We start from the raw sequence: 24,898 nt of genomic DNA on the forward strand, positions 1-24,898 counted from the left end.
CATGCATCTCGAGCTGTCCGGCCTGACGAAGAGCTTCGGTTCGCTGGTCGCCAATGATCACATCGACCTGGTCATCGAGCCGGGCGAGATCCACTGCCTGCTCGGTGAGAACGGCGCCGGCAAGAGCACGTTGATGAACATGCTCTACGGGCTGCTGCAGCCCGATTCCGGTGAGATCGTGATCGACGGCGAGAAGGTGACCATCACCTCGCCGAGTGACGCGATCAAGCACGGCATCGGCATGGTGCACCAGCACTTCATGCTGGTCCCGGTCTTCACCGTCGCGGAGAACATCATGCTGGGCCGGGAGAACACCCACCCCGGCGGCGTGCTGGACCGCAAGAAGGCGAACGCCCTCGTCACCGAGCTGTCCGAGCGGTACGGCTTCGAGGTGAATCCCGAGGCGCTGGTCGAGGACATCCCGGTCGGCGTCCAGCAGCGTGTGGAGATCATCAAGGCGCTCACGAACGACGCCAGTGTGCTGATCCTGGACGAGCCGACCGCCGTACTGACGCCGGCCGAGATCGACGAGCTGATCGCCGTGATGCGGCAGCTCAAGGAGAACGGCACCTCGATCGTCTTCATCACCCACAAACTCAAAGAGGTCAAGGCGATCGCGGACAAGATCACCGTGATCCGCCGCGGCAAGGTCGTCGGCCAGGCCGAGCCTTCCGCGACCGAGGAAGAGCTCGCCGAGCTGATGGTCGGCCGCGCCGTCGACCTGGTCGTCGACAAGGAACCGGCACAGCCGAAGGACGCCGTACTGCGGGTGCAGGGTCTGACCGTGATCGACGAGCGCGGGTTCACCGCGGTCGACAACATCGACCTGGAGGTCCGGGCCGGCGAGATCCTCGCGGTGGCCGGTGTCCAAGGCAACGGCCAGACCGAGCTCGCCGAGGCGTTGCTCGGCCTCACCCCGATCGCCGCCGGGACGATCAGCCTGGGCGGCGAGGAGCTGACCGCGAAGTCGACCCGGCACCGGCTCGAGGCCGGTATCGGATACATCCCGGAGGACCGCGGGCACGACGGTTTCGTGGCCTCGTTCACGGTCGCCGAGAACCTGGTGCTCGACCTGTTCCGCAAGGCGCCGTTCGGCAACGGGCTGGCGCTGAACACCGACGAGATCGACAAGAACGCGCACGCCCGGGTGGAGGAGTTCGACATCCGCACCCAGGGCATCGACCTGACCGTGTCGTCGCTGTCCGGCGGTAACCAGCAGAAGGTCGTGCTCGCCCGCGAGCTGTCCCGGCCGCTGAAGCTGCTGGTCGCGTCGCAGCCGACCCGCGGCGTCGACGTCGGTTCGATCGAGTTCCTGCACAGCCGGATCGTGCGTGAGCGCGACCAGGGCACCGCCGTACTGATCGTGTCCACCGAGCTGGACGAGATCGCGGCGCTGGCCGACCGGGTCGCGGTGATGTACCGCGGCAAGGTGGTCGGCGTCGTACCGGCCGACACCCCCCGCGACGAGCTCGGCCTGATGATGGCCGGCGCCTCCAAGTCCGAGGCGCACGACGTCGCGATCGAGAACCCGACCACGTTGGGAACCATCTAGATGAGCACAACACAAGCCCCCGCACCGGTGGTACGCCGGCGATCCGGGCTTCCGTCGTGGGCGGTCCAGGGCCTCGTCTCGCTGAGCGCGATCGTGCTCGCGCTGCTGGTCGGGGCGATCCTGATCATCGTCGGCGACGACGAGGTGAAGACAGCGGTCGGGTACTTCGGCGCTGCGCCGCTGGACACGATTTCCGCGGCGCTGTCGGCGGTCGGCGAGGCCTACAAGGCGCTCGCGCTCGGCGCGATCGGTGGCATCACCCCGATCAGCGAGTCGCTGACCCAGGCCACCCCGCTGATCTGCGGCGGCCTCGCGGTCTCGCTGGCGTTCCGGACCGGGTTGTTCAACATCGGCGCCCAGGGGCAGCTGATCATGGGCGCCGTCCTCGCCGGGTACGTCGGTTTCGCGTGGCACCTGCCGCCGGTCCTGCACCTGATCGTCGCGATCGTGGCCGGCCTGATCGGCGGCGCGATCTGGGGTGGCGTGGTCGGCCTGCTGAAGGCGCGCACCGGTGCCCACGAGGTGATCGTCACGATCATGCTCAACTACGTCGCGATCTACCTGCTGCAGTGGCTGCTCACAACCAAGGCGTTCCAGCGGCCCGGCCGGGCCGACCCGATCTCACCGGTCGTCGACGCCAACGCGCAGTACCCGCAGTTCGGTGACACCCGCCTGCATCTCGGCTTCCTGCTGGCGCTGGTCGCCGCGGTCTTCGTCTGGTGGTTGCTCAACAAGTCGACCGTCGGCTTCGAGCTCCGCGCAGTCGGTGCGAACGCCGACGCCTCCCGTACGGCGGGTATGTCGGTCGGCCGTGCCTACGTGATCGCGATGGTCGTCGCCGGTGCACTGGCCGGTCTCGCCGGGACCCAGCAGGTGCTCGGAACCGACCTGCCGCTGACTGACGGCGTGGCCGCATCGGTCGGGTTCGACGCGATCACGGTCGCGCTGCTCGGCCGCGGTACGCCGCTCGGCACCGTACTGGCCGGTCTTCTCTTCGGCGCATTGAACGCGGGCGGTCTGCAGATGCAGCTGATCACCCAGACGCCGCTGACCCTGACGACGGTGCTGCAGGCAACCATCGTGCTGTTCGTCGCGGCTCCCGCGCTGGTCCGCTCGGTCTTCCGGTTCCTGCCGAAGGATCGCGGATCCGGAGCCATCCTCGCGAAGGGTTGGAACGGATGAGCGACGTGACGGTTCAGGACGTCGGGCCGGTCCCCGCTCCGGCGGCGATCGAGGCTCCGGCCGACCGCGTCCGCCGGCTGCGTGTCGGCGGTCTGATGCTGGTCTTCGCGCTGATCGGCCTCGGGCTGGCGATCTTCACCAAGAGCGGCAAGGCGACGTTCCAGCTGGTCTCCGGCGACCTGCAGAACAACCTGCTCGGGCTGCCCGCGCAGCCGGTCGCCCTGCTGCTCGGCGCCCTCGGCGTGCTGGCCGCGGTCGCCTACGTTCTGCGTCGGGTCCCGCAGAAGTACTCCGGTTGGCTGGCCATCAGTCTCGGGGTCAGCTTCATCGGCGCCTTCCTCTGCTGGGCCGCCGCGGGCAAGACCTTCCCGCTGGCCAACCAGTTCCAGGGCACGCTGAACTTCGCCACCCCGCTGATCCTCGGCGCGCTCGCCGGTGTGCTGTGCGAGCGGGCCGGTGTCATCAACATCGCGATCGAGGGCCAGTTCCTGGTCGGCGCGTTCACCGCGGCCGTCGTCGCCAGTACGACGGGGAGCGCGGTGGCGGCGTTGATCGCGGCCGCGGCATCCGGCGTACTGATGGCTCTGCTGCTCGCCGTGTTCTCGATCAAGTACCTGGTCAACCAGGTGGTGCTCGGCGTCGTGCTGGTCGTGTTCGCGACCGGCATCACCGGCTTCCTGTTCGACCAGTTCCTGCAGGAGGACGCGGCCGGGCTGAACACGCCCGAGGTGCTGTCTGCGGTGAAGATCCCGGGCCTGGGCGACATCCCGTTCGTCGGACCGATCCTGTTCAACCAGACCGCGCTGGTCTACCTGACCTACATCGCGGTCGCGGTCGTCACCTTCGTGCTCTTCCAGACCCGGTGGGGCCTGCGGGTCCGCGCGGTCGGCGAACACCCGAAGGCGGCCGACACGGTCGGCATCAAGGTCAAGCGCGTCCGGTACTCCGCCGTACTGTGGGCCGGGGTTCTCGCCGGTCTCGGTGGTGCGTTCTTCACGGTCGGGTACGCCGGTTCGTTCGCGAAGGACATGACCGCGGGCAACGGCTTCATCGCCCTGGCCGCGCTCATCATGGGCCGCTGGCACCCGATCGGCGCCATGGTCGCAGCCCTCTTCTTCGGCTTCGCCACCCAACTGCAGTCCCAGCTACAAATCATCCAGACCCCCATCCCCGGCGAACTCCTCCTGATGGCCCCCTACCTAGCCACCATCATCGCCGTAGCCGGCCTCGTCGGCCGAGTCCGAGCCCCCAAAGCCGACGGCGAACCCTACGTCACCGAATAACCCCGTTTGGTGGGTTCACCCCCACCTCCAGCGATTGCCACCTGCTGGGTTAACCCACGAGCTTGTGGGTCCTGCACCCGCATGCGAGTGCATAACCCACAAACTGCTGGGTCAACCCAGCAGCGGGGCAGGACGGGGCGCTCGGAGCGGGGGGACCGGTCGCGTGGGTGGTGCTGGTGGGTGGCAATGGCGGTGGGTGGGGTGCGTCTGGTGGGTTCACCTACGAGGTTGTGGGTTCTGTACCCGCATGCGAGTGCATAACCCACACGCTGATGGGTTAACCCATCAGATGGCGTGGGCCGGGAGTGGGATCGGGTGGGGTTGTGGGGGATGCTGGGGTGGTGGATGTGGATTGGGAGAGGCTGCGGGTGGCCGCGGTGGACGCGATGCGGCAGGCTTATGCGCCTTACTCCGGGTACGCCGTGGGGGCGGCGGCGCTGGTGGAGGACGGGCGGGTGGTTGCCGGGTGCAACGTCGAGAACGCGTCGTACGGGTTGACGTTGTGTGCCGAGTGCGGGCTGGTGTCGGAGTTGCACCGGACCGGGGGTGGGCGGCTGGTCGCGTTCACCTGTGTGGACCACAACGAGGAGTTGCTGACGCCGTGCGGACGGTGCCGGCAGTTGTTGCACGAGCACGGTGGACCCGGTCTGCAGATCGATACGGCGTCCGGGAGCCGGCCGTTGCGTGAGTTGTTGCCTGAGGCGTTCGGGCCCGAGTTTCTGGAGGAGAAGTGAGCTTCGACGCGGTCGACGTGATTCGCACCAAGCGGGATCGCGGTGAGTTGAGCGACGGGCAGATCGACTGGGTGATCGACGCCTACACACGCGGTGATGTCGCCGACGAGCAGATGTCGTCACTGGCGATGGCGATCCTGCTGAACGGGATGAACCGCCGTGAGATCGCCCGCTGGACCGCGGCGATGATCGCCTCCGGTGAGCGGATGGACTTCGCGAAGCTGTCCCGCCCAACCGCCGACAAGCACTCCACCGGCGGGGTCGGCGACAAGATCACGCTGCCGCTCGCACCGCTGGTGGCCGCGTGTGGTGTCGCCGTACCGCAGTTGTCCGGTCGCGGCCTCGGTCACACCGGCGGCACGCTCGACAAGCTCGAGTCCATTCCGGGCTGGCGCGCGGCACTGTCGAACGATGAGATGATGCGGCAGCTCGAGGACGTCGGCGCGGTGATCTGCGCGGCCGGTGACGGCCTCGCCCCGGCCGACAAGAAGCTGTACGCGCTGCGCGACGTGACCGGTACCGTCGAGGCGATCCCACTGATCGCCAGTTCCATCATGAGCAAGAAGATTGCCGAGGGCACCGGTGCACTCGTGCTGGACGTGAAGGTCGGCACCGGCGCCTTCATGAAGGACCTCGCCGACGCGCGCGAACTGGCCGAGACGATGGTTGCTCTCGGCACCGATGCCGGCGTGAAAACCGTTGCCCTGCTCACCGAAATGTCGGTACCACTCGGTCTGACCGCCGGAAACGCCTTGGAGGTCCGCGAATCCGTCGAGGTCCTGGCCGGCGGCGGTCCCTCCGATGTCGTCGAGCTGACGATCGCCCTCGCCGTCGAGATGCTCGCGGCGGCCGGCGTCACCGACGTCGACCCGGCGGAAAAACTGCGCGACGGTACGGCGATGGACGCCTGGCGCGCGATGATCTCGGCCCAAGGCGGCGACCCGTCTGCCGAACTCCCGGTCGCTCCGGAGCAACACGTCGTACCGGCTCCGTCGTCCGGTGTCCTGTCCAAGCTAGACGCACTGGCCGTCGGTGTAGCCGCCTGGCGCCTCGGCGCCGGCCGCGCCCGCAAGGAGGACCCGGTCTCCCCAGTCGCCGGCATCGAGCTGCACGCAAAGCCCGGTGACACCATCACCGCCGGTGCGCCCTTGCTGACCTTGCACGCGGACGACGCAAGCCGCTTCGAGCGGGCCCTCGAGTCGTTGACCGACGCGGTCGAGGTCTCAACGTCGTACGAGGCCGGCCCGCTGGTGATCGACCGAATCGGTTAGCTGGAGCCTGTGGTGAGGCGGGTTCGTTGGCGTTGGGTGAGGTCGGAGATGAGGGCGGTGTCGGGGCGGATTGTTGTGCCGAGTGGGGCGGATTGGCGGACGGAGAGGAGCGCGACCAGGGAGCCGGAGACGAAGCTGGCTTCGGCGATGGCCTCGTTCTTCTCGGTGCCTGCGTCGTACGCCGCGTGTGCGTTGCTGAGGGCACCGGGGACGCGGAAGGGGTGGTTGCGGGGCTCCTGGCTCCAGAAGCCCTCCTGGAGGACCTTCGCCTTGGCCGGGGTTGCTGTCTTGAACAGCTCGACGACGTAGCGCTTCTTCTTGTCGGGGCTGAGGCGGCTGGCGCGGTAGCCCTCGACGAAGCCTGAGTTCAGGAGGAGGGCGCGGTCGAGGGCGGGTTCGGCGGAGAAGTTCGCCAGGTAGGTCTCGGTGCTGAAGGGGCCGGTGGTGTGCTTCGGGTCGGCCACGAAGCCGCGTGGCAGGACGATCATCCCGGCCAGGGCGCTCTTGACGGTCTGCTCGACGATCTTGGTCGGAGCGGGGGCGTCGGCGGGGCGCACCGCAGCGCCCGCGTCACTGCCGCAGCCGGTCACAGCGAGCAGCAGGGCGGTCACAACAACGGCTATACCAGGAGCCGAGCGGTTCACGGGCCTTATCCGAGCAGGGCAAGGTGAACAGCGGCCGAACTAGCGGTGTGATTCGGTCTTCAGTGTGGTGATTCGGCGGAGGGCTGCCTTGGGGGTCATCGGGGCGCAGCCGGCGTCGACGCAGCGGCGGACTACCTGGGGGTCGTCGCGGAGGAGCAGGAGACCTCGGCGGAGGAGGGTGAACGGCGGTTTGCGGTGCTCGCGGAGGTCGCGCTGGAAGCGGCGGACGAACGTGACCAGGCGGTGGTGCCGGACGCAGATCGCGATCGCGAGCAGGCCGCGGTCCCGGAGTTCGCCGGTGATCTGGTCGGCGAAGATGCCCTCGGCAATGATCAGCGGGGACCCCTCGGTGCTGAACTCCCGGTGCCCGACGGTCCCGTCCGCGGAGATCTCGTAGATCGGCATATCGGCCTGGCCGGTCGCGCACAACAGTTCGAGCGCGGCGACCGCGCGGTCGCCGTCCCAGGAGGCGGGGTCGTCCCAGTCGACGATGCCGAGCGGAGACCGCGGCATCGCCTCGTCGTCACCGTCCCGGTAGAAGTCGTCCAGCCGCACGACGGGCAGCCCGGTCAGCTCCGCCAACCGCGACTTCCCGGCCCCCGACGGCCCGGCCAGCAACACCACACGCGCACTCACCCGCCCATTCTCCGCCACCCGCCGGTAACGTCCGCGCCCACCCACCGATAACCAGACGTGCCGAAGCTGAAACTGGGAGCCGTCTTCTACGCGCTGATCGCGGTTGTCGGCGTACTAGAGGTCGTGATGATCACTACTCAGCAGAGCCGGTGGGCGGGCCTGCACGGCTGGGTGCTCGCCGCGACGGCAACCGCCGACGGGCTCATCGCCGCCTTGTTCGCCATCGGAGCGGCCACGCGATGGGGGCTGATCGCGGACGACGGGCCGTGGATCTGCCAGCACGGCTGGGTCGTGGTGATCGGGCTGGTGGCGGTCAAGTTCGTGTTGTTCATCGTGCAGGACAGTGAGGCCATGCCGTTCCCGAGCGCGGCGCTGGTGTTCGTGCCGCACTTCATCCGCAGGTTGCAGGAGAACTATGACCGGGGGCGGCAGGAAGCTAGCTCAGCAGGGCGTTCTGCAGGTTCTGAGAGTGGCGAGTGAACCATGCGTCGGTGCGGGCGGTCAGGGCGGCTTCGCCGGTGGTCCAGCGTTGGTGGAACCAGGGGTGTCCGGTCTCGGAGCCGCGGCGGACGTAGTCCATACACCAGACGTGGTTGTCGGCCGTTGCCGCGACGAGCCGAGCGCGATCAGCCTCGGTCAGTCCGTAGGTGTCCGCGAAGCGGCGCAACCGACTGAGCACCCGACCCCGCCGTACGTCGTGGATGTCGTCCTCCGGGCGGAGTGGCGCCCACAGGCGGATCGCGGCGGCCACGTCCCACAGGGCTGAGCCCGGGCCGGCCAGGTCGAAGTCGATCAGGGCGACCGCGATCCCGTCCCGGAAGACGATGTTGTCCAGGTTTGGATCGTTGTGGCTGATCAGGCCGTCGATGTACGGCGGCGGGACCGGCTCGTTCCAGGTGAGGTCGGCTGTCGGGAATCCCGCAACAGCCTGGTGATAGTCGCGTAGGAGAACCGCCACGCTGTCGAGTGCCTCGTCCGTCATGGACCAGGACGGGTACGGCGGTGTGACGGTCTCGCCTGGCACGTAAGACAGCACCTCACGGTCTTGCGCATCGATGTCCAGGAACCGCGGTGCGCCGGCGAATCCCACGTCCTCCAGATACCGCAGTACGGCGTGGGTCGCCGTACTGCCGGCTCGGAGCGGCCGGCGGACGGTGTCGCGGACCCGGACGACCAGTCCCCGGTTGGCGGTGCCACCGAGTAAAGGGGTTTCCACCTCGCCCATGGTGGGCTAGGTGACCTCGTCCAGCAAGGCGCGTGCGAGTGGACTGTGGGTAACGATCCCGTTGACCAGCCCACTGCGGATCGCGGCGCGGACCGCGTCGGCCTTGCCGAGACCGTACGGAATCGCGATCACCTCGTCGATCGCGTTCATCTGGTCGGCGTTGATCGCGATCACCCGATCGGTGACCTTGCTCTGAACCGGAACGCCCTTCGCATCGACGAACACCCCGGAGATGTCCGCCACGACACCACGCTTCCGCAGCTGCTCACACGCGTCCGCGTCCATGGCGTCGTACAGCGTGGATTGACCGGCGGCCCAGGATCCCAACCCCACAACGGCTTTCGTGACCGCGTCGAAGTGACCGATCGCCTCGGCCACCTCCGGCTGCTGCCGCAACGCGCGTGCCGTGGTCGCGTCCGGAACCACCAGCGGGGCATAGAACAGGTACGCCGGTCCGCCGGACAGCCGCGCGGTGTGTCGGACGAGCTCGACCGAGTTGGCCTCGACATCCGGCCGGGTGAGTGCCCCGGTGAGCTGGACGACGGGGACGGTCGCGAGTGAGGTGAGCTGGTCGGTCATCGCGGTGACAGCGCGCGCCCAAGCCAGGCCCAGTACGTCGTCCGTGGTGACGATCTCGGTCAGCAGTTCCGCCGCGGCCTTGCCGAGCTGCAGACGTAACGCGGCCGGCTCGTCCTCGGGGGTGTCGACGACGATCGCGCGGCGCAGCCCGAAGGTCTCCTGGAGCCGGGCGGACAGGTCGAGATCGACATTGCCCGGATGGCTGATCTCGATCCGCACCAGCCCGCTGCTGCGCGCCTGGTCGAGCAACCGCGCGACCTTGAACCGGCTGAGCCGGAACTCGTCGGCGATCTCGACCTTCGATCGGCCGTCGACGTAGTACCGGCGCGCGATCGACGCCGTCAGCACGAGGTGTGCCGGACCGCCCGCGATGGGCTCCATCTCGCCTCCCCACAAACCGGCCGCTCATATGAGCGGAGCTGTGCACCAGTGTTGCACAGACTCTTGACAGGTCAACCCCGATTCCGTTTCACTCGTGGCAGTGAGCGGAAGCTTGCTCAAATGAGCGGTGAGGGAGTGGCTCGTGCCGAGACAGCGAAAACGTGCCGGAGCGGTCGGTGTCGCACTTCTGGTGAGTGCGGTCAGTGGCTGTGCCGGGTGGGGCGGTGGCGCCGGTGGTGGTGGCGCCGACAGCATCAACGTGCTGATGGTGAACAACCCGCAGATGGTCGATCTGCAGCAGCTCACCGCGGACAACTTCACCAAGCAGACCGGGATCAAGGTGAACTTCACCGTGCTGCCCGAGAACGACGTCCGGGACAAGATCAGCCAGGAGTTCTCCAGCCAGGCCGGTCAGTACGACGTCGCGACCCTGAGCAACTTCGAGATCCCGATCTACGCCAAGAGCAAGTGGATCGCTCCGCTGTCCGACCACATCGCGAAGGACCCGTCGTTCGACCAGGACGACATCCTGAAGCCGATGACCGAGTCGCTGTCCGGCGAGGACGGCAAGGTGTACGGCGAACCGTTCTACGGCGAGTCGTCGTTCCTGATGTACCGCAAGGACGTGCTCGAGTCCAAGGGCGTCACGATGCCGGCCAAGCCGACCTGGGACGAGGTCGCGGACATCGCGGCCAAGGTCGACAAGGCCCAACCCAACATGCGCGGGATCTGCCTGCGCGGTCAACCCGGCTGGGGCCAGATCTTCGCGCCGCTGACGACCGTGGTGAACACCTTCGGCGGCACCTGGTTCACCCAGGACTGGCAGGCGCAGGTGAACTCACCGCAGTTCACCGCGGCCACCAAGTTCTACGTCGACCTGGTCCGCAACCATGGCGAGGCCGGTGCACCGCAGGCCGGGTTCACCGAGTGCCTGAACAACCTGATCCAGGGCAACGTCGCGATGTGGTACGACGCCACGTCCGCCGCCGGATCGCTGGAAGCGCCGAACTCGCCGGTGAAGGGCAAGATCGGCTACGCCCCGGCACCGGTCAAGGAGACCGACAGTTCCGGCTGGCTGTATGCGTGGTCGTGGAGCATCCAGGAAGCCAGCAAGAAGCAGGACAACGCCTGGAAGTTCATCTCGTGGGCGTCCAGCAAGGAGTATGAGCAGCTGGTCGGCGAGAAGCTCGGGTGGTCCCGGGTCCCGGCCGGGAAGCGGGCGTCGACGTACGAGAATCCGGCGTACCTGAAGGAGGCCGGGTCCTTCGCGGCACCGACCAAGGAAGCCATCGAGACCGCGGATCCGCGCAACCCGGGGACGCAGCCGCGGCCGGCGATCGGGATCCAGTTCGTCGACATTCCGGAGTTCCCGGATCTCGGTACCCAGGTCAGTCAGGACGTGAGCTCGGCGATCGCCGGGCGGATGAGCGTGGACGAAGCGCTGAAACGCGGGCAGGTGCTCGCCGACGACGTGGCCGAGCGGTATCGCTCGCGCGCGGCGAAGTGAGGGGAGTGAACCATGTCTGTTGACACCGAAACCCGCCCGCAGCGTAAGCACGCGGCCCCGGACCAGAGCTTGATGCGCAAGACCGGCGACTGGGCTCGGCGGGCGCCCTTGCTGCCGGCGCTGATCTTCATGATCGTCGTGACCCAGTTGCCGTTCGTGGTCACGCTGATCACGTCCTTCATGGACTGGAACGCCTACTACCCCGACGAGCGCGGGTTCGCCGGGATCGACAACTTCCGCCGGGTGCTCACCGACGCGAATACGCGACACGCGATCTGGGTGACGATCCTGCTCACGGCGGGCGTCGTACTGATCAGTCTGCTGCTGGGGCTGGGGATCGCGCTGCTGCTGGACCGCAAGTTCCGCGGCCGGGGTGCGGTTCGGACGATGATGATCACGCCGTTCCTCGTCGTACCGGTGGCGGCCGCGCTGCTCTGGAAGCACGCGCTGTACAACCCGACGTACGGGTTGTTCAACGGGGTGCTGAAGTGGATCTTCGGCGAGAACGCGCCGCAGCCGGACTGGATCAGCAACCAGCCGTTGTGGTCGATCATCTTCGCGCTGGTCTGGCAGTGGACGCCGTTCATGATGCTGATCCTGCTGGCCGGGCTGCAGAGCCGGCCGCTGGACGTGATCGAGGCGGCCGGGATCGACGGCGCGAACCAGTGGGAGATCTTCCGCTACATGACGCTGCCGCACCTGCGCCAGTACCTCGAACTGTCTGCGCTGCTGGGCTCGATCTACGTCGTACAGAACTTCGACGCGGTCTTCACGATCACCTCGGGCGGACTCGGTACGTCGAACCTGCCGTACACGATCTACCAGACCTTCTACACCGCTCACGACTACGGACGCGCCTCGGCCGCCGGCGTCATCGTGGTGATCGGCACGATCGCGATCGCGACCTTCGCGCTGCGGTCGGTGTCCACGCTGTTCCGAGAGGAGACCGGACGATGAGTGGCGCTGTCACGATCGTGACGGGGAAGAAGAATCGCGGTGGTGGGTGGGCGCTGAGTGGGCTGGCGTGGATCATCGGGATCCTGTTCGTGCTGCCGGTGTTGTGGATGTTGCTGACCTCGTTCCACTCCGAGGAGAACGCCGCCAAGAACCCGCCGGATGTCGCGGCTCCGCTGACGATTGATGGCTACCGGGCGTTCTTCGACACCGGCCCGTGGCCGTCGCTGGCGAACTCGCTGACCGCGAGTGTGCTGTCCACGGCGTTCGTGATCCTGCTGGCGTTCCCGGCGGCGTACGCGCTGTCGATCCGGCCGGTGCGCAAGTGGACCGACGTCCTGTTCTTCTTCCTGTCCACGAAGATGCTGCCGGTGGTAGCCGGTCTGCTGCCGATCTACCTGTTCGCGCAGTCGGTCGGGTTCCTGGACAACATCTGGCTGCTGATCATTCTCTACACGTCGATGAACCTGCCGATCGCGGTCTGGATGCTGCGCAGCTTCCTGTCCGAGGTGCCGGTGGAGATCCTGGAGGCGGCCTCGGTCGACGGAGCGTCGCTGAGTAGGACTCTGCGATCCGTGGTCGCGCCGGTGGTGACTCCGGGGATCGCGTCGGTGGCGTTGATCTGTTTCATCTTCAGCTGGAACGAGCTGCTGTTCGCCCGCGTCCTGACCGGGACGGTGGCGCAGACGGCGCCGGTGTTCTTGACTGGGTTCGTGACCAGCCAAGGATTGTTCCTCGCCAAGGTGTGCGCCGCGTCGATCGTGGTCTCGCTGCCCGTGCTGATCGCCGGCTTCGCGGCGCAGGACAAGCTCGTCCAGGGCCTGTCGCTGGGAGCGGTCAAGTGACCCAGCTGAACACGGCGGCATTGGGTGCCCTGGGCAACATCGCCGTACCGTCTTATGACCGTACGGCGGTGACGCCGGGCATCGTGCACTTCGGGGTCGGTGGCTTCCATCGGGCGCACCAGGCGATGTACCTCGACGCGTTGATGAACGACGGGAAGGCGCTCGACTGGGGGATCGTCGGCGTCGGCGTACTGCCGCAGGACCGTCGGATGTACGACGTCCTGTCCGGGCAGGATCACCTGTACACGCTGGTGATCAAGCACCCGGATGGGACGCTGGAGCCGCGGGTGATCGGCTCTCTCGTGGACTACCTGTTCGCGCCGGATGACGCCAACGCCGTACTGGATCGGCTGGTGGATCCGGCGACTCGGATCGTGTCGCTGACGATCACCGAGGGTGGGTACCACGTGAACCAGGTGACGGGGGAGCTGGACACCTCCGGGCTGGAGGCCGACCTCGAGCCGGGTGCGGTGCCGGGGAGTGCGTTCGGGTTCGTGGTCGAGGCGCTGGCCCGGCGACGGGCGGCCGGGATCCCGCCGTTCACGGTGATGTCGTGCGACAACATCCCGGGGAACGGGCATGTCGCCCGGAAGATGCTCGCGGCTTTTGCGCGGTTGAAGGATCCCGCGCTAGCCGATCACTTGGAGAACGAGGTGCGGTTCCCGAACTGCATGGTTGATCGGATCACGCCGGTCACCACGGACGGTGATCGGTCCGCGTTGTCGGAGACTTTTGGGGTCGAGGACGGGTGGCCGGTGGTGTGCGAGCCGTTCACCCAGTGGGTGCTCGAGGACGACTTCGGTGGCGTGCGACCGCCGTACGAGGAGGTCGGCGTTCAGATCGTCGACGACGTCGAGCCGTATGAGCTGATGAAGCTGCGGCTGCTGAACGCGTCGCATCAGGCCTTGTGCTACCTCGGGTATCTGGCCGGCTACCGGTATGCGCACGAGGTGTGCCAGGACAAGCTGTTCGTGGGTTTCCTACTTCATTACATGACCGAAGAAGGTACCCCGACGCTGCCGCCGGTGCCCGGGGTTGATTTGGACCGGTACCGGCATCAGTTGATCGAGCGGTTCGCGAATCCGGAGGTCAAGGACACGCTCGCGCGGTTGTGCGCGGAGAGCTCCGACCGGATCCCGAAGTGGCTCGTCCCAGTCATCCGCGAGCAGCTCGCGGCCGGGCGCGAGATCAAGCGGTCGGCGCTGGTGGTCGCGTCGTGGGCCCGGTACGCCGAGGGTGTCGATGAGCAGGGTGAGCCGATCGAGGTGGTCGACCGGTTGCGCGACAAGCTCGTCGAGCGGGCGCAGCACAACCGCGAGGACCCGCTGGTGTTCATCTCGGACCCGGACCTGTTCGGTGACCTGGCGTCCGACTCCCGGTTCGTCGCGGAGTACACCGCCGCTGTGCGGTCGCTCCACGAGATGGGGGCGCGCGCGACGCTCGAATCGCTTTAGGCTGGTCCCCAAACTAATCAGGGAGCCTGAATGACCGAGCCGAGACTGGTGGCTGGGGTGGACTGCTCCACCCAGGCCACCAAGGTGGTCGTGTGCGATGCCGAAACCGGTGCAGTCCTGCGCGAAGGGCGGGCGCCGCACCCCGACGGCACTCAGGTCGATCCGCACGAGTGGTGGAAGGCGTGGGAGATCGCCTCGGACGGGCTCCTGGACGGCGTCGAAGCAATCGCCATCGGCGGCCAGCAGCACGGCATGGTCCTCCTGGACGAGGCCGGCGAGGTAGTCCACCCCGCAGTCCTCTGGAACGACACCAGCTCCGCCGACGCCACCGCCGAACTAATCACCGAGCTAGGCGGCCCCCAGGCCTGGGCCGAAGCAGTCGGCTCGATGCCCGTCCCCTCCTTCACCGTCACCAAACTCCGCTGGCTCCGCGACAACGCCGAGACCGACCCGGTACGCCGGGACGCGTTCGCGCGGGCGGCGGCCGTCGTACTGCCGCACGACTGGATGACGCATCGGCTGGCTGCTGATCGGTCGGGGATCGACGGGATCACGACGGATCGTGGGGATGCGTCCGGGACCGGGTGGTGGTCGCCGGCTACCAATAGCTATCGGGAGGATTTGGTTGAGCGGGCTTTTGGGCGCTCGTTGAAGCTTCCGCGGGTGGCTGGGCCGGCTGAGATTGTTGGGCGGACGGCGTCGGGTGCTGCGTTGGCGGCTGGGACTGGGGACAACGCGGCGGCCGCTCTCGGGTTGGATCTGCAGGTTGGTGATGTGGCGATCTCGCTCGGGACCAGCGGTACGGCGTTCGCCCGTTCCGCGCACCCGACCGCGGACCCGTCCGGTTTCGTCGCCGGGTTCGCGGATGCGACTGGCGAATACCTCCCGCTCGTCTGCACGCTGAACGCGGCTCGCGTGATGTCGGCGACCGCGCAGTTGCTGGGGATGACGCTGCCCGAGTTCGACGAGGCTGTCCTGTCGTCGCCTGGTAGCCAGGGACTCGTCCTGCTGCCGTTCCTCGACGGTGAACGCACGCCGGACCTCCCGCACTCGACCGGCCTCGTCTACGGGCTCACGAGAGCAACCGCCCAGCCCGCCACCATGGCGCGCGCCGCGGTCGAGGGCCTGTTGTGCGGCCTGGCCGACGCCGTCGACGCCCTCCGCGCCCAAGGCATCCCCGTCAACCGCCTCCTGCTGCTCGGCGGCGGTGCCCGCTCCCGCGCCGTACAGGCTCTCGCTCCAGCCCTCCTCGGCGCCGAAGTCGTCCTCCCCGAACCAGCCGAGTACGTCGCCCTCGGCGCCGCCCGCCAAGCCGCCTGGGCGCTCACCGGCACCCTCCCCACCTGGCACGTCCCCGTCGGCAAACCCGAACCCGCCATCACCCTCGACGCCACCGAAATCCGCGCCAACTACGCCCAGGTCCTCACCAACACCCGCCCCCTCCTGGCCTCGCCGTACAACGGGAGCTGACCCGCCCGATCAGGCATGGTGTCCGCGTGACAATCAATCGCCGAGTCATCGCCGCGTCGGTGGCGGCACTCGTGTTCCTAGTGGTGGGGCTGGTGCAGGTCGCCGACCTGTACTGGCTGCGGCACCGCGGGGAGGTAGTCACGGCGACGGTGGGGGAGGTGCAGCACAGCCGCCGCAGCACGGACAAGATCAAGGTCACCTACGTCACCCGCGACGGCCAAGCGGTGGTCGCGAAGACCGCGAACTACCACGACGCCGAGCCCGGCCAGAAGCTCGACGTCCGCTACGACCGCAAGAAACCCACCCGCATGCAGGCGGCAGACTGGTCCCTCTCCTACACCCGACCCCTCCTCCTGTACGGCGGCGTCGGCGCCTTCCTGATCCTCCTGGCCGTCCTCGACCTCCGCCTCAACCTCCTCGGCCGCCTCCGCGGAGCCGCCACCCGATGAGGCGGTCGGTGGTGGCGATGCGGAGGTGTGGGTGAAGGTACGGCGGAGGTCCGGGTGGGTGGTTGTGCTGCTCGGCGCGGCGATTCTGTGCGGGAGTATCGGGTGGACGTTGGTGTCCGACGTGTACTGGTTGCGCCAGCGGGGTGAGGTGGTGACGGCGACCGTGGTGGCTGTGGACCACCCGCGGGCTGGGAAACCGCCGAGGTGGATCGATGTGCGATACGTGACGCGTGCCGGTGAGGCGATCGACCAGCGCGTCTCACGCTTCAGCCACTACAAGGCGATTCCACGTCAGATCGATGTCATCTACGACCGCGATCAACCCCACCGGGTATCAACTGTTGATCGCGGTCTCGACTACACGTTCCACCTCGTCCTGTTCACCATCATCACCGCAGGGCTTCTAGCAGCCGCCGTCGTACTCCTGCTCTGGAAACACCCTCAGCCCCAGGTGTCGTGACGGATGGTGGCGCCTTCGGTCCACCAGTGCTGGGCGGCGTTGCCGGCGTCGAGGGACCAGACGTGTTGCGCTGAGCCGACCGCGGCGGCCGTCGGATCTCCCGTGATCCCGGTGCCCCAGGTTTCGCGGACGAGGCCGGTGCTGGGGGACCAGTAGACGTGGATGAGGTCGCCGGCGGTTGACCGGTGCCACACGTGCTGGGCCTCGCCGACCTGAAGGAATGCGGGTCGACCGACAGCACCCGTCGACCACAAATCCGTTCGCCAACCCTCGCGCGCGTTCCACCACCAGTGCCGGAGTTCGCCGTTCGAGGTGGTCGCCCAGATGTGCTGGGCGTCGCCGATCTGCGCGGTGACCGGATCGCCGGTGACATTGCTGCCGATGGTCTCGCTTCGGAACCCCTGCGGTCCCGTCCACCACGTGTGCCGGATCCGCCCGTCGGTCGTCCGTACGACGATGTGCTCGGCATCCTGCACCAGCAACGCACTCGGTCGTCCGGCGAGTCCGCTACCCCAGCTGTTGCGCTGGACGGCCTGCCCAGGTGCCCACCACCAGTGCTGAAGGTTGCCGGAGGCATCGACCGCCCAGGTGTGCTGAGCGTTGCCGTTCACCAGCGCGGCCGGGTCGCCGCCCAGCCCGGTCCCCCAGGTGTCGTGATAGCTCCCACTCGCCGGGTCCCAGAACGAGTGCTCCAAAGCCCCGCTCGTCGATCGCCAAAACACGTGCTGCTGCTCGCCGTACAGGAATCCGACCGGCTGCCCGGCGACCGCCGTACCCCAGGTGTCGCTGTGCATCCCGTCCCGGCTGTCCCAGAACCAGTGCCGCAACGTGCCGGTGGAGGCCGTCGCGAACAGGTGCTGCTGGTACTGCGTCACGAACACCCGCCCCGACTCAACCGCTGACCGACTCCCCACCGGTACGGCGGCGCCCGCGCCCGGCCAGGCGCGGCACGTACCGCCCGCGTCGTAGTCGGTTGCGATCTGGAACACCGACTTCCCGTCCGCCGAACCGAGCAGCGGATTGCTCCACGTCGGGCACACACCGTTCCCCGGATCCGGAATCTGCACCGGCGCCGTGATCTCGAACCAGTCCCCGTGCCCACTGGCCCCGTTCCCGAAGAACATCCGCCCGTCGCCTGCTGCGAAACTCCCGTCGGCGTTCCGCACCCGCATCGAGTTCAGTACGACGGTATTCCCCACGACCGTGATCGTCGGCGTACTCCCGGGGTACCGCCCATCCGCAGTCCGCACCCGCGAGCCGGCATCGGTCGGCGAGCCCCAGTTCCACCCGTCGGTCGACCAGCGGACGTAGGCCTCACAGTTGTGCCCAGGCCCGCAGATCTCGTAGCTCATCAGGTAGGTCCCGTCCGGAACCTTCCGTACGACGGCCATCCCCGGCCGAGCCGCCGTGTCGGCCAGCGCCACGACATCCCGCGGCGCCGTCCAGTTCACGCCGTCGGTGGTCGCGTGCTCGACGAGTTTCTGACTGTGTACGCCATCGGTCTCGTCGGAGTAGAACATCACCAGCCGACCGTCGGTCGTGACCGTGAACTCCGGTTCCCAGGTCCCGGACCCGTTCGGCGACACGTCGACCTCGGCCAGGAAAGTCCAGGTCCGGCCTTGGTCCGCAGACTTCCACACGTGTTCCGACATGCGCCGGCCCGCACCCGCGTCCGCACCCATCGACGCCGCCCACAACAGCGTCCCCGCCGGCATCGCACCAACCGCCTGCGGCAACTCGTACAAGGTGTGACAGCACATGCCAGTGTGGTTGAGCGGATCGGCGACGCGCCCCACCTGCTTGAACGTCAGCCCGTTGTCCGTGCTGTGGTGAATCGCGCCGATCCAGTCCCCGTCGTTAGTCACCAGCGCCGCCACCATCGTGCCGTTCCCCTGCGCCTGATGCTCCAGCCGAATCACTCGCGGATAAAACGCGTAGCCCGGGGCCATCGGCGTACCACCCCCGATCGGAACCGCCTGAGCCGGCAACCCAGCCGCCAGCAAACCCAGCAACACCAGCACAGTCAGCACTCGACGCATGACGCCTCCCAGGGATTCAGTTCCATCAGTGCAGCGGGCCGCGCTTTCAAGAACCTTTCGACCGCCGAGCCGAGCCTGCCCGACCGCCCCGCGAGCAGCTATCCCTTCCACCCCAACCGAACTGCCACGCCCGGCTACCGCGAATGTGAGGACTGTGCCCCCGGAAAGCCCTTGCCGACAGCATGGACCCCGCACTCGCCGACCATCTCCCCACACTCGCACGGTGGCTTCGATGGCGGGGCAGGGTGGCTTCGGTGGTCGGCACACGGTGGCTTCGGTCGCGGCGCAGGGTGGCTTCGGTCGCCGCCGACCTGGCCGAGCTCCCGACTGTGACAAGCGGGTCGCCGGAAAGCGCTTGTCGGCACCACAGTCCTCACACTCGACGCGTCAGTCCCCACACTCGCACGGTGGCTTCGGTCGCGGGGCACGGTGGCTTCGGTCGCGCGGCACGGTGGCTTCGATGGCGGGGCAGGGTGGCTTCGGTCGCGCGGGGGGTTGGTGCCGCGGCGGGGCGCCTGAGCGCGGGTCTGACGGTGTGTTGTGGAGGGGGCGTGGTCAGAGGCGCGGGCCGAGCGGATCCTCGGTCGGTGGGGTGGGAGTACGGCGTACGTCGTCAGTGAGCGAGCGGTCGGGGAGCCAGATGATGAAGGTGCTTCCGACGCCGAGCTCGGAGTGGAGGGCGACTGTTCCGCCGTGGGATTCGGCGATCTGGCGGACGATGGCTAGGCCGAGGCCTGCTCGGCGTTGGCCGGTTGAGGGGACGGTGGCGGGCGATTGCCGGGTGCCTGCGCGGAAGAAGCGGTCGAAGACGCGGTCGGCGTCGTCGGCGGCGATACCCGGTCCCTCGTCGCGGACGGCGATCCAGGCCCAGCCGTTCTGGCTGCCTACCGCCAGCACCAGCTGGCTACCGCCTCGCGCGAGGCGAACCGCGTTGGACAGCAGGTTGTCGACAGCACGCCGAAGCGCCGACGCGTCGCCGGCGGTGATCGGGCCGGGCGACAGGCGCCGTACGACGTGGAGTTCGCGATCGGCGGCGAGCAGTTCGTACTCCTCGGCCGCCTCGCTCGTGATCGCGGCCAGGTCCACGTCGGCGTCCACGAACGCCGGGGATGAGCGGCGGGCGGAGGCGAGCAGGTCCTCGACGAGACGGGTCATCCGCTGGATAGCGCGACTGACGATCGCGGTCGCCTGGGCCCGGTCCTCGGGTGGGGTGTCGTCATGCGCCAGTACGGCGTCGACGTTCGCCTGGATCACCGCGAGTGGATTGCGCAGTTCGTGCGAAGCGTCGTCGACCAGCTGTCGTTGCGCCACGAACGCCGACTCCAGTCGCTCGAGCATGTCGTCGACGGTGTCACCGAGGTTCCGCAACTCGTCCCGCGGACCCTCGAGCGCGATCCGCCGGGAGAGATCGGTGGCCGAGATCTCCTGCGCGGTCGCGGTGATCCGCCGTACCGGCCGGAGCGCCCGCCCGGACAACCACCAGCCGGTCCCGAGGCTGACCAGGAACAGTGCGCCGATACCGGCGGCCGAATAGGACCGCAGGGTCTCCAGCGTCTGGAAGTTGACCGCGGACTGCACACTGGCGATATCGGCGGCCTCGAACTTGGAGCCTTCCTTGTACTGGTAGACGCCGTTGTGGTCCTTGTACATCTTCTTGACGATGATCGGGTTCAGCGGCTTCGGGTCCAGGTAGGCCCGGAGCGCGAAGTAGACCCCGCCGAGCAGCAATGCGGACAGCGCGATCAGTACCGCGGAATACGTCAGCGTCAGCCGGAAGCGGATCGTCTGGGCCCACGCGGGAACCTTCATGTGTCATCACCTCGCAGCCGATATCCGCGGCCGATCACGGTTTCGAGCACCGCCTCTTCCCCGTCCTGGGTGAGCTTGCGGCGCAGCGTCCCGACAGTTACCCGGACGCTCTGAGTGAACGGATCCGCGTTCTCGTCCCAGACGTGTTCGAGCAGTTCCTCGGCCGACACGACATGACCGGGGCGCGACATCAGATACCGCAGTACGCCGAACTCCTTCAGGGTCAGCGCGAGTTCGCGGCCGTTCCGGGTGGCGAGGTGGCGGGACGAATCGAGGACGAGGTCGCCGACGTGCAGTTGCGTACTCCCGTTCGTCACGTCACGGCGCAGCAGCGCGCGGATCCGCGCCAGCAGCTCGACCAGCGCGAACGGCTTGGTCAGGTAGTCGTCGGCACCCTCGTCCAGCCCGCGAACCCGATCGGCCAGCGAGGCGCGCGCGGTCAGCATCAGCACCCGCAGCTCCCGCCCGGACGCCACCTCGATGTCGCCGCGGCGGACCGCCCGGCACAGGTCGAGCCCGCTGGTGTCCGGCAGCGTGATGTCCAGGATCGCCAGGTCGTACGCCGTCGTCGCCAGCTTCTCCACCGCCTCGGCCCCGCTCAGCGCCGTGTCCACGGCATAGCCGGCCCGCCCGAGTCCGGAGCGCAACGCGCTGACCAGGCCTTCCTCGTCCTCCACCACCAGTAGTCGCACGACACCAAGGTAGCGGGATCGGCGTCGTCCGCCGGTCTGGTCTTTCGCCGGACTTTCGTTCTGCTTTCCGGTCGTTTTCGGGGCTGCTTGATGAAGTGGTGACCACTCGATCCCAAGGAGACTTCATGAACATCCCAGGCAAGCGGATCCTTCTCGGTACGGCGGTGGCCGTGGCAGCGCTCGGTGTCGGCGGCATCGCCTACGCGGCGGGGAACGACCCGGCGCCCGACCAGGGCTACGTGACCGTCGAGGAAGGCACGCCGAGCACCCAGCAGGGCGACAACCCGAGCACCGGGACGCCGCAGCAGGGCAGTGGGACCGCGGAGCAGGGTAGTGGGACGGGGACGCGGGACGGGCGCGATTGCCCCGACAAGCAGGGCAGCGGCCAGGGTCAGGGACAGGCACAGCCGACGCAGCCCGACCAGAACCCGACGCCCGACCAGAACCCGGCTCAGCCTGAGCAGAACCCGGCTGACGACGCATGAGCGAGACCCACGTCGCGCGTCCCGGCGTGACGGCCGCTTCCCTCGAACACGCGTTGTTCGAGGTGAAGCGGGTCGTCGTCGGGCAGGACCACCTGGTCGAGCGGATGCTGGTCGGGTTGCTGGCCCGGGGCCACTGTCTGCTCGAAGGCGTACCCGGGGTCGCCAAGACCCTCGCGGTCCGGACGCTGGCCGAGGTGATCGGTGGCCGGTTCGCCCGGCTGCAGTTCACCCCCGACCTGGTCCCGGGCGACATCATGGGGACCCGGATCTGGCGGCCGTCGACCGAGGGGTTCGACACCGAGCTCGGCCCGATCTTCGCCAACCTGGTCCTCGCCGACGAGATCAACCGGGCCCCGGCCAAGGTGCAGTCGGCGTTGCTGGAGGCGATGGCCGAGAACCAGGTCAGCATCGGCGGCACGAGTTATCAGCTGCCCGATCCGTTCCTGGTCCTCGCGACCCAGAACCCGATCGAGTCCGACGGGGTGTACGCGCTCCCCGAGGCACAGCGAGACCGCTTCCTGCTGAAGATCACCGTCGACTATCCGAGTCCGCTCGAGGAGCTGACGATCCTGCAGCGAATGAGCGCTCGCCGTCCGCACGCGAACGCCGTACTGACTCCGGAGCAGGTGCATCAGTTGCAGCAGGCAACGGAAGAGGTGTTCGTCCACAACGCGGTGGCCGAGTACGTCGTTCGTCTGGTGCATGCGACTCGGGCGCCGCAGCAGTACGGGCTGGCGGATCTGGCCGGCGTACTGGAGTTCGGGGCGAGCCCGCGGGCGACGCTCGGTTTGGTCGCGGCGGGGCGTGCGTTGGCGCTGCTGCGTGGGCGGGACTATGTGCTGCCGGCTGATGTGTACGACGTCGCGCTCGATGTGATGTCGCATCGGTTGGTGCTCACGTTCGACGCGCTGGCGGATGGTGTGGACCCGCGGTCGGTGATCGCGCGGATCCTGCACACGATCGAGCAGCCCCACGTCGTACCGTCCGACTCTGACACGGCCCTTCAGGGATCGGCGGCCTGATGAGCGGCCCTGACCTGCTCGCCGGTCGTGAGCGTGCACTAAGGGCGCTCGAACTGACGGTGAAGCGGAAGCTGGAAGGGTTTCTGCACGGTGAGATCACCGGGCTGCGCAGCGGTCCCGGGAGTGAACCGAACGAGGCGCGACCGTACCAGGCCGGGCAGGACGACGTACGACGAATGGACTGGAACGTGACCGCCCGTTCGCTCGACCCGCACGTGCGGGCGCCGCTGGCCGAGCGGGAACTGGAGACGTGGGCACTACTGGATGCGTCGGCCAGCATGGACTTCGGCACCGCGCTCAGCGAGAAGCGTGACCTCGCGATCGCGATCATCGGAGCCCTCGGCCTGCTGGCCAGCGGTCCCGGCAACCGCCTCGGCGTCCGAATCGCTGTCGGCGACGAGGTACGCCGACTACCGGCAGCCGGCGGTGGTGTCCAGCTGCGCCGTTCCCTACGCACCCTCCTGTCGTTGCCCAGAGCAACGCCAGGCGAGTACCCACCGACCGACCTGGCCCGAGCCATCACCCGCCTCAACCGCGAACACCCCCGCCCCGGCCTCCGCGTAGTCGTCTCCGACTTCCACGACGACCCGTTCACGCCAACGATCGTAGGAGGTGGATCCATCGGCCGTGCCGCCCACTCGCGCGGCGGTGTGCTCGGAGGGGGCGCGTCCGCGCAGTACGGGAACCGTCTTGGCCGCGATGAGCGTGCGCCGCATGATCCCGCGTCTGCCGAAGGCACACTCGGCTGGGCCGATGCACTGCGCCGACTCGCCGCTCGGCACGAGGTGTTGGCGATCGAGGTGCTCGATCCGCGGGAGCTCGAACTCCCCGAGGTCGGGCTGCTCACCTTGGTCGACCCCGAGACGGGCAGGCGGCGGGAAGTGCAGACGAGTAGTAGGAAACTGCGCCGCCGGTACGCCGACGCGATGGCCGCGCACCGGGACCGGACCACGCAGGCGATTCGTGGGGCCGGGGCCGCGCATCTGGTGTTGCGGACCGACAACGACTGGGTGCGCGACGTCGCCGCGTTCGCCACCGCCCGCCGCCGGGCCAGTGTCCGCCGGCACCCGACTTCGAGGACCGGTATCCGATGAGATTCGAGCAACCCCTGTGGCTCTGGCTGCTGGTGCTGGTCGCGGCCCTGGTCGCGGCGTACCTGATCGCCCAGCGCCGACGCACCAAGTACGTCATCCGGTTCGCGACCCTGCCGATGCTGGAGAAGGTCGCCCCCAAACGGCCCGGCTGGCGCCGGCACGCGCCGGCCGCGGCCTTCCTCGCCGCACTCACCGTGCTGACGATCGCGATCGCCCGCCCGGTGGCCGACATCCGCGTACCGCGGGAGCGCGCCACCGTGCTGGTCGCGATGGACGTGTCGAACTCGATGGCCGCGACCGACGTCGCGCCGAATCGGTTCGAGGTCGCTCAGGCGGCGGCGGTCCAGTTCGTGCAAGACCTGCCGGAGAAGTTCAACGTCGGGCTGGTGTCGTTCGCCCGGACCGCGACGGTGGTCGCGGCCCCGAGCACCAACCACCAGGCCACGGTCGACGCGATCAACAGTCTGCAGCTCAGTAACAGCACCGCGATCGGCGACGCCGTACTGACCAGCCTGCAAGCGGTTCGCACCATCGACCCCGACGACCCGCCGCCCAGCCGGATCGTGCTGCTGTCCGACGGCGGCAACACCTCCGGCAGCCCAGTCGACGAGGCCGCGCAGGCCGCCGTACAAGCTGGTGTACCGGTCTCGACGATCGCGTACGGTACGCCGGAAGGCACAGTCAATATCGACGGCCGCGAGATCCCGGTCCCGGCCGACACCCAAGCGCTGGAACGACTGGCCGACACCACCAAAGGCTCGTTCTACGAAGCCGAGTCCGACGAGCAACTCCGCGACGTCTACTCCGACCTCCAGTCCTCCATCGGCTGGACCACCGAACCCCGCGAGATCACCAACCTGGTAGCAGGAATCGCCTTGGCCGCCGCCCTCCTGGCCGCCCTCGCCTCCCTCCTCTGGTTCTCCCGCCTCCCGTAGTAGGAGCCCCCATGCCCCCACACCTAGGAAGTCCTTTCCGTGGACCGAACTATGTTCCTGGTCCTCCACCGGTGGAACCGCAGCCTGCGGCACCACCCACATTCACCGTCACCTCGGCCTCCGCCTCGCCATTGGCTCCCCCCTCTCCGGTGGCGGCGGCACCTCAGGCCGGGGTGACGGCTCCGCTCAATACCTT

The 24,898-nt window shown here is 68.1% G+C and carries 24 protein-coding genes; 17 read left to right on the plus strand and 7 right to left on the minus strand.

The features are described 5' to 3' along the window. The first annotated feature begins 1 nt into the window (after nt 1). The 5 genes from ABD231_RS25365 to ABD231_RS25385 all read left to right on the plus strand — a co-directional run bounded on the left by ABD231_RS25365 (nt 2) and on the right by ABD231_RS25385 (nt 6,022). Nucleotides 2-1,552, plus strand: coding sequence for an ABC transporter ATP-binding protein (locus tag ABD231_RS25365; RefSeq protein ID WP_344156888.1), 1,551 nt, complete (start codon nt 2-4; stop codon nt 1,550-1,552). Then, complete coding sequence (locus ABD231_RS25370) at nt 1,553-2,734, plus strand: ABC transporter permease (RefSeq protein ID WP_344156891.1); 1,182 nt, start codon at nt 1,553-1,555, stop codon at nt 2,732-2,734. Next, complete coding sequence (locus tag ABD231_RS25375; protein ID WP_344156895.1) at nt 2,731-4,017, plus strand: ABC transporter permease; 1,287 nt, start codon at nt 2,731-2,733, stop codon at nt 4,015-4,017. Before ABD231_RS25370 ends, ABD231_RS25375 begins: the two co-directional genes overlap by 4 nt. A gap of 341 nt (nt 4,018-4,358) precedes the next feature. Next, nucleotides 4,359-4,751 carry a cytidine deaminase gene (locus ABD231_RS25380; protein ID WP_344158199.1) on the plus strand — a complete coding sequence of 131 codons (393 nt, stop codon included), beginning with the start codon at nt 4,359-4,361 and terminating at the stop codon, nt 4,749-4,751. Then, a complete protein-coding gene (locus ABD231_RS25385; RefSeq protein WP_344156898.1) occupies nt 4,748-6,022 on the plus strand; it encodes a thymidine phosphorylase in 1,275 nt (424 codons plus the stop codon). Before ABD231_RS25380 ends, ABD231_RS25385 begins: the two co-directional genes overlap by 4 nt. On the opposite strand, the gene ABD231_RS25390 is transcribed toward ABD231_RS25385, so the two are convergent. Beyond that, on the minus strand, nt 6,019-6,633 hold the full coding sequence (locus ABD231_RS25390) for a hypothetical protein (protein ID WP_344156901.1): 615 nt from the start codon (nt 6,631-6,633) through the stop codon (nt 6,019-6,021). The two genes, ABD231_RS25385 and ABD231_RS25390, sit on opposite strands and share 4 nt — an antisense overlap. Nucleotides 6,634-6,705: 72 nt before the next feature. Further along, nucleotides 6,706-7,302, minus strand: a complete 597-nt coding sequence (locus tag ABD231_RS25395; protein ID WP_344156904.1) for a uridine kinase family protein — start codon at nt 7,300-7,302, stop codon at nt 6,706-6,708. A gap of 57 nt (nt 7,303-7,359) precedes the next feature. On the opposite strand from ABD231_RS25395, the gene ABD231_RS25400 reads away from it, so the two are divergent. Then, entirely contained in the window at nt 7,360-7,782 is a 423-nt protein-coding gene (locus tag ABD231_RS25400) for a hypothetical protein (RefSeq protein WP_344156907.1), read from the plus strand. On the opposite strand, the gene ABD231_RS25405 is transcribed toward ABD231_RS25400, so the two are convergent. Both ABD231_RS25405 and ABD231_RS25410 read right to left on the minus strand, forming a co-directional pair. After that, the gene (locus ABD231_RS25405) at nt 7,739-8,527 is read right to left on the minus strand and encodes a phosphotransferase (RefSeq protein ID WP_344156910.1); all 789 of its coding nucleotides are present in this window, start codon (nt 8,525-8,527) and stop codon (nt 7,739-7,741) included. The two genes, ABD231_RS25400 and ABD231_RS25405, sit on opposite strands and share 44 nt — an antisense overlap. A gap of 6 nt (nt 8,528-8,533) precedes the next feature. Next, the gene (locus tag ABD231_RS25410; protein WP_344156913.1) at nt 8,534-9,487 is read right to left on the minus strand and encodes a sugar-binding transcriptional regulator; all 954 of its coding nucleotides are present in this window, start codon (nt 9,485-9,487) and stop codon (nt 8,534-8,536) included. 142 nt (nt 9,488-9,629) lie between these two features. Between ABD231_RS25410 and ABD231_RS25415 the strand changes: the two genes are divergently transcribed. From ABD231_RS25415 to ABD231_RS25445, 7 genes are read left to right on the plus strand one after another with little or no spacing between them, the layout of a single operon-like run. Continuing rightward, nucleotides 9,630-10,994 (plus strand): ABC transporter substrate-binding protein, encoded by a 1,365-nt coding sequence (locus tag ABD231_RS25415; protein ID WP_344156916.1) that lies wholly within the window; start codon nt 9,630-9,632, stop codon nt 10,992-10,994. A gap of 12 nt (nt 10,995-11,006) precedes the next feature. Beyond that, entirely contained in the window at nt 11,007-11,951 is a 945-nt protein-coding gene (locus ABD231_RS25420; protein ID WP_344156919.1) for a carbohydrate ABC transporter permease, read from the plus strand. Next, a complete protein-coding gene (locus ABD231_RS25425) occupies nt 11,948-12,793 on the plus strand; it encodes a carbohydrate ABC transporter permease (protein WP_344156921.1) in 846 nt (281 codons plus the stop codon). Before ABD231_RS25420 ends, ABD231_RS25425 begins: the two co-directional genes overlap by 4 nt. Continuing rightward, the gene (locus ABD231_RS25430; protein WP_344156924.1) at nt 12,790-14,247 is read left to right on the plus strand and encodes a mannitol dehydrogenase family protein; all 1,458 of its coding nucleotides are present in this window, start codon (nt 12,790-12,792) and stop codon (nt 14,245-14,247) included. The genes ABD231_RS25425 and ABD231_RS25430 overlap by 4 nt, the downstream gene beginning before the upstream one ends. Nucleotides 14,248-14,277: 30 nt before the next feature. Then, on the plus strand, nt 14,278-15,717 hold the full coding sequence (xylB, locus tag ABD231_RS25435; protein WP_344156927.1) for a xylulokinase: 1,440 nt from the start codon (nt 14,278-14,280) through the stop codon (nt 15,715-15,717). Between the two features lie 26 nt (nt 15,718-15,743). Further along, complete coding sequence (locus ABD231_RS25440; protein ID WP_344156930.1) at nt 15,744-16,166, plus strand: DUF3592 domain-containing protein; 423 nt, start codon at nt 15,744-15,746, stop codon at nt 16,164-16,166. Between the two features lie 31 nt (nt 16,167-16,197). Further along, complete coding sequence (locus tag ABD231_RS25445) at nt 16,198-16,626, plus strand: DUF3592 domain-containing protein (RefSeq protein ID WP_344156934.1); 429 nt, start codon at nt 16,198-16,200, stop codon at nt 16,624-16,626. Here ABD231_RS25445 and ABD231_RS25450 read toward each other — a convergent pair. The 3 genes from ABD231_RS25450 to ABD231_RS25460 all read right to left on the minus strand — a co-directional run bounded on the left by ABD231_RS25450 (nt 16,608) and on the right by ABD231_RS25460 (nt 21,166). Then, the gene (locus tag ABD231_RS25450) at nt 16,608-18,665 is read right to left on the minus strand and encodes a hypothetical protein (RefSeq protein WP_344156937.1); all 2,058 of its coding nucleotides are present in this window, start codon (nt 18,663-18,665) and stop codon (nt 16,608-16,610) included. The two genes, ABD231_RS25445 and ABD231_RS25450, sit on opposite strands and share 19 nt — an antisense overlap. 555 nt (nt 18,666-19,220) lie before the next feature. Further along, nucleotides 19,221-20,474, minus strand: a complete 1,254-nt coding sequence (locus tag ABD231_RS25455) for a sensor histidine kinase (RefSeq protein WP_344156940.1) — start codon at nt 20,472-20,474, stop codon at nt 19,221-19,223. Next, nucleotides 20,471-21,166 (minus strand): response regulator transcription factor, encoded by a 696-nt coding sequence (locus ABD231_RS25460; protein ID WP_344156943.1) that lies wholly within the window; start codon nt 21,164-21,166, stop codon nt 20,471-20,473. Before ABD231_RS25460 ends, ABD231_RS25455 begins: the two co-directional genes overlap by 4 nt. Nucleotides 21,167-21,291: 125 nt before the next feature. Here ABD231_RS25460 and ABD231_RS25465 point away from each other — a divergent pair, with 125 nt between their 5' ends. From ABD231_RS25465 to ABD231_RS25480, 4 genes are read left to right on the plus strand one after another with little or no spacing between them, the layout of a single operon-like run. Then, a complete protein-coding gene (locus ABD231_RS25465) occupies nt 21,292-21,651 on the plus strand; it encodes a hypothetical protein (protein ID WP_344156945.1) in 360 nt (119 codons plus the stop codon). Then, a complete protein-coding gene (locus ABD231_RS25470) occupies nt 21,648-22,673 on the plus strand; it encodes an AAA family ATPase (protein ID WP_344156948.1) in 1,026 nt (341 codons plus the stop codon). The genes ABD231_RS25465 and ABD231_RS25470 overlap by 4 nt, the downstream gene beginning before the upstream one ends. Continuing rightward, nucleotides 22,673-23,767, plus strand: coding sequence for a DUF58 domain-containing protein (locus ABD231_RS25475; protein WP_344156951.1), 1,095 nt, complete (start codon nt 22,673-22,675; stop codon nt 23,765-23,767). Before ABD231_RS25470 ends, ABD231_RS25475 begins: the two co-directional genes overlap by 1 nt. After that, nucleotides 23,764-24,702, plus strand: a complete 939-nt coding sequence (locus ABD231_RS25480) for a VWA domain-containing protein (protein WP_344156954.1) — start codon at nt 23,764-23,766, stop codon at nt 24,700-24,702. Before ABD231_RS25475 ends, ABD231_RS25480 begins: the two co-directional genes overlap by 4 nt. Nucleotides 24,703-24,898 lie beyond the last annotated feature (196 nt).

Origin of the sequence: Kribbella yunnanensis (genome assembly GCF_039529655.1) — a bacterium.
Taxonomy (GTDB): Bacteria; Actinomycetota; Actinomycetes; order Propionibacteriales; family Kribbellaceae; genus Kribbella; species Kribbella yunnanensis.

Bases quoted from the DNA above. Each gene is read 5' to 3' on its own strand.
- ABD231_RS25375 (WP_344156895.1), top strand. From the start codon at position 2,731: ATGAGCGACGTGACGGTTCAGGACGTCGGGCCGGTCCCCGCTCCGGCG.
- ABD231_RS25405 (WP_344156910.1), bottom strand. From the start codon at position 8,527: ATGGGCGAGGTGGAAACCCCTTTACTCGGTGGCACCGCCAACCGGGGA.
- ABD231_RS25470 (WP_344156948.1), top strand. From the start codon at position 21,648: ATGAGCGAGACCCACGTCGCGCGTCCCGGCGTGACGGCCGCTTCCCTC.
- ABD231_RS25465 (WP_344156945.1), top strand. From the start codon at position 21,292: ATGAACATCCCAGGCAAGCGGATCCTTCTCGGTACGGCGGTGGCCGTG.
- ABD231_RS25410 (WP_344156913.1), bottom strand. From the start codon at position 9,487: ATGGAGCCCATCGCGGGCGGTCCGGCACACCTCGTGCTGACGGCGTCG.
- xylB (WP_344156927.1), top strand. From the start codon at position 14,278: ATGACCGAGCCGAGACTGGTGGCTGGGGTGGACTGCTCCACCCAGGCC.
- ABD231_RS25475 (WP_344156951.1), top strand. From the start codon at position 22,673: ATGAGCGGCCCTGACCTGCTCGCCGGTCGTGAGCGTGCACTAAGGGCG.
- ABD231_RS25425 (WP_344156921.1), top strand. From the start codon at position 11,948: ATGAGTGGCGCTGTCACGATCGTGACGGGGAAGAAGAATCGCGGTGGT.
- ABD231_RS25420 (WP_344156919.1), top strand. From the start codon at position 11,007: ATGTCTGTTGACACCGAAACCCGCCCGCAGCGTAAGCACGCGGCCCCG.
- ABD231_RS25370 (WP_344156891.1), top strand. From the start codon at position 1,553: ATGAGCACAACACAAGCCCCCGCACCGGTGGTACGCCGGCGATCCGGG.
- ABD231_RS25455 (WP_344156940.1), bottom strand. From the start codon at position 20,474: ATGAAGGTTCCCGCGTGGGCCCAGACGATCCGCTTCCGGCTGACGCTG.
- ABD231_RS25365 (WP_344156888.1), top strand. From the start codon at position 2: ATGCATCTCGAGCTGTCCGGCCTGACGAAGAGCTTCGGTTCGCTGGTC.
- ABD231_RS25450 (WP_344156937.1), bottom strand. From the start codon at position 18,665: ATGCGTCGAGTGCTGACTGTGCTGGTGTTGCTGGGTTTGCTGGCGGCT.
- ABD231_RS25480 (WP_344156954.1), top strand. From the start codon at position 23,764: ATGAGATTCGAGCAACCCCTGTGGCTCTGGCTGCTGGTGCTGGTCGCG.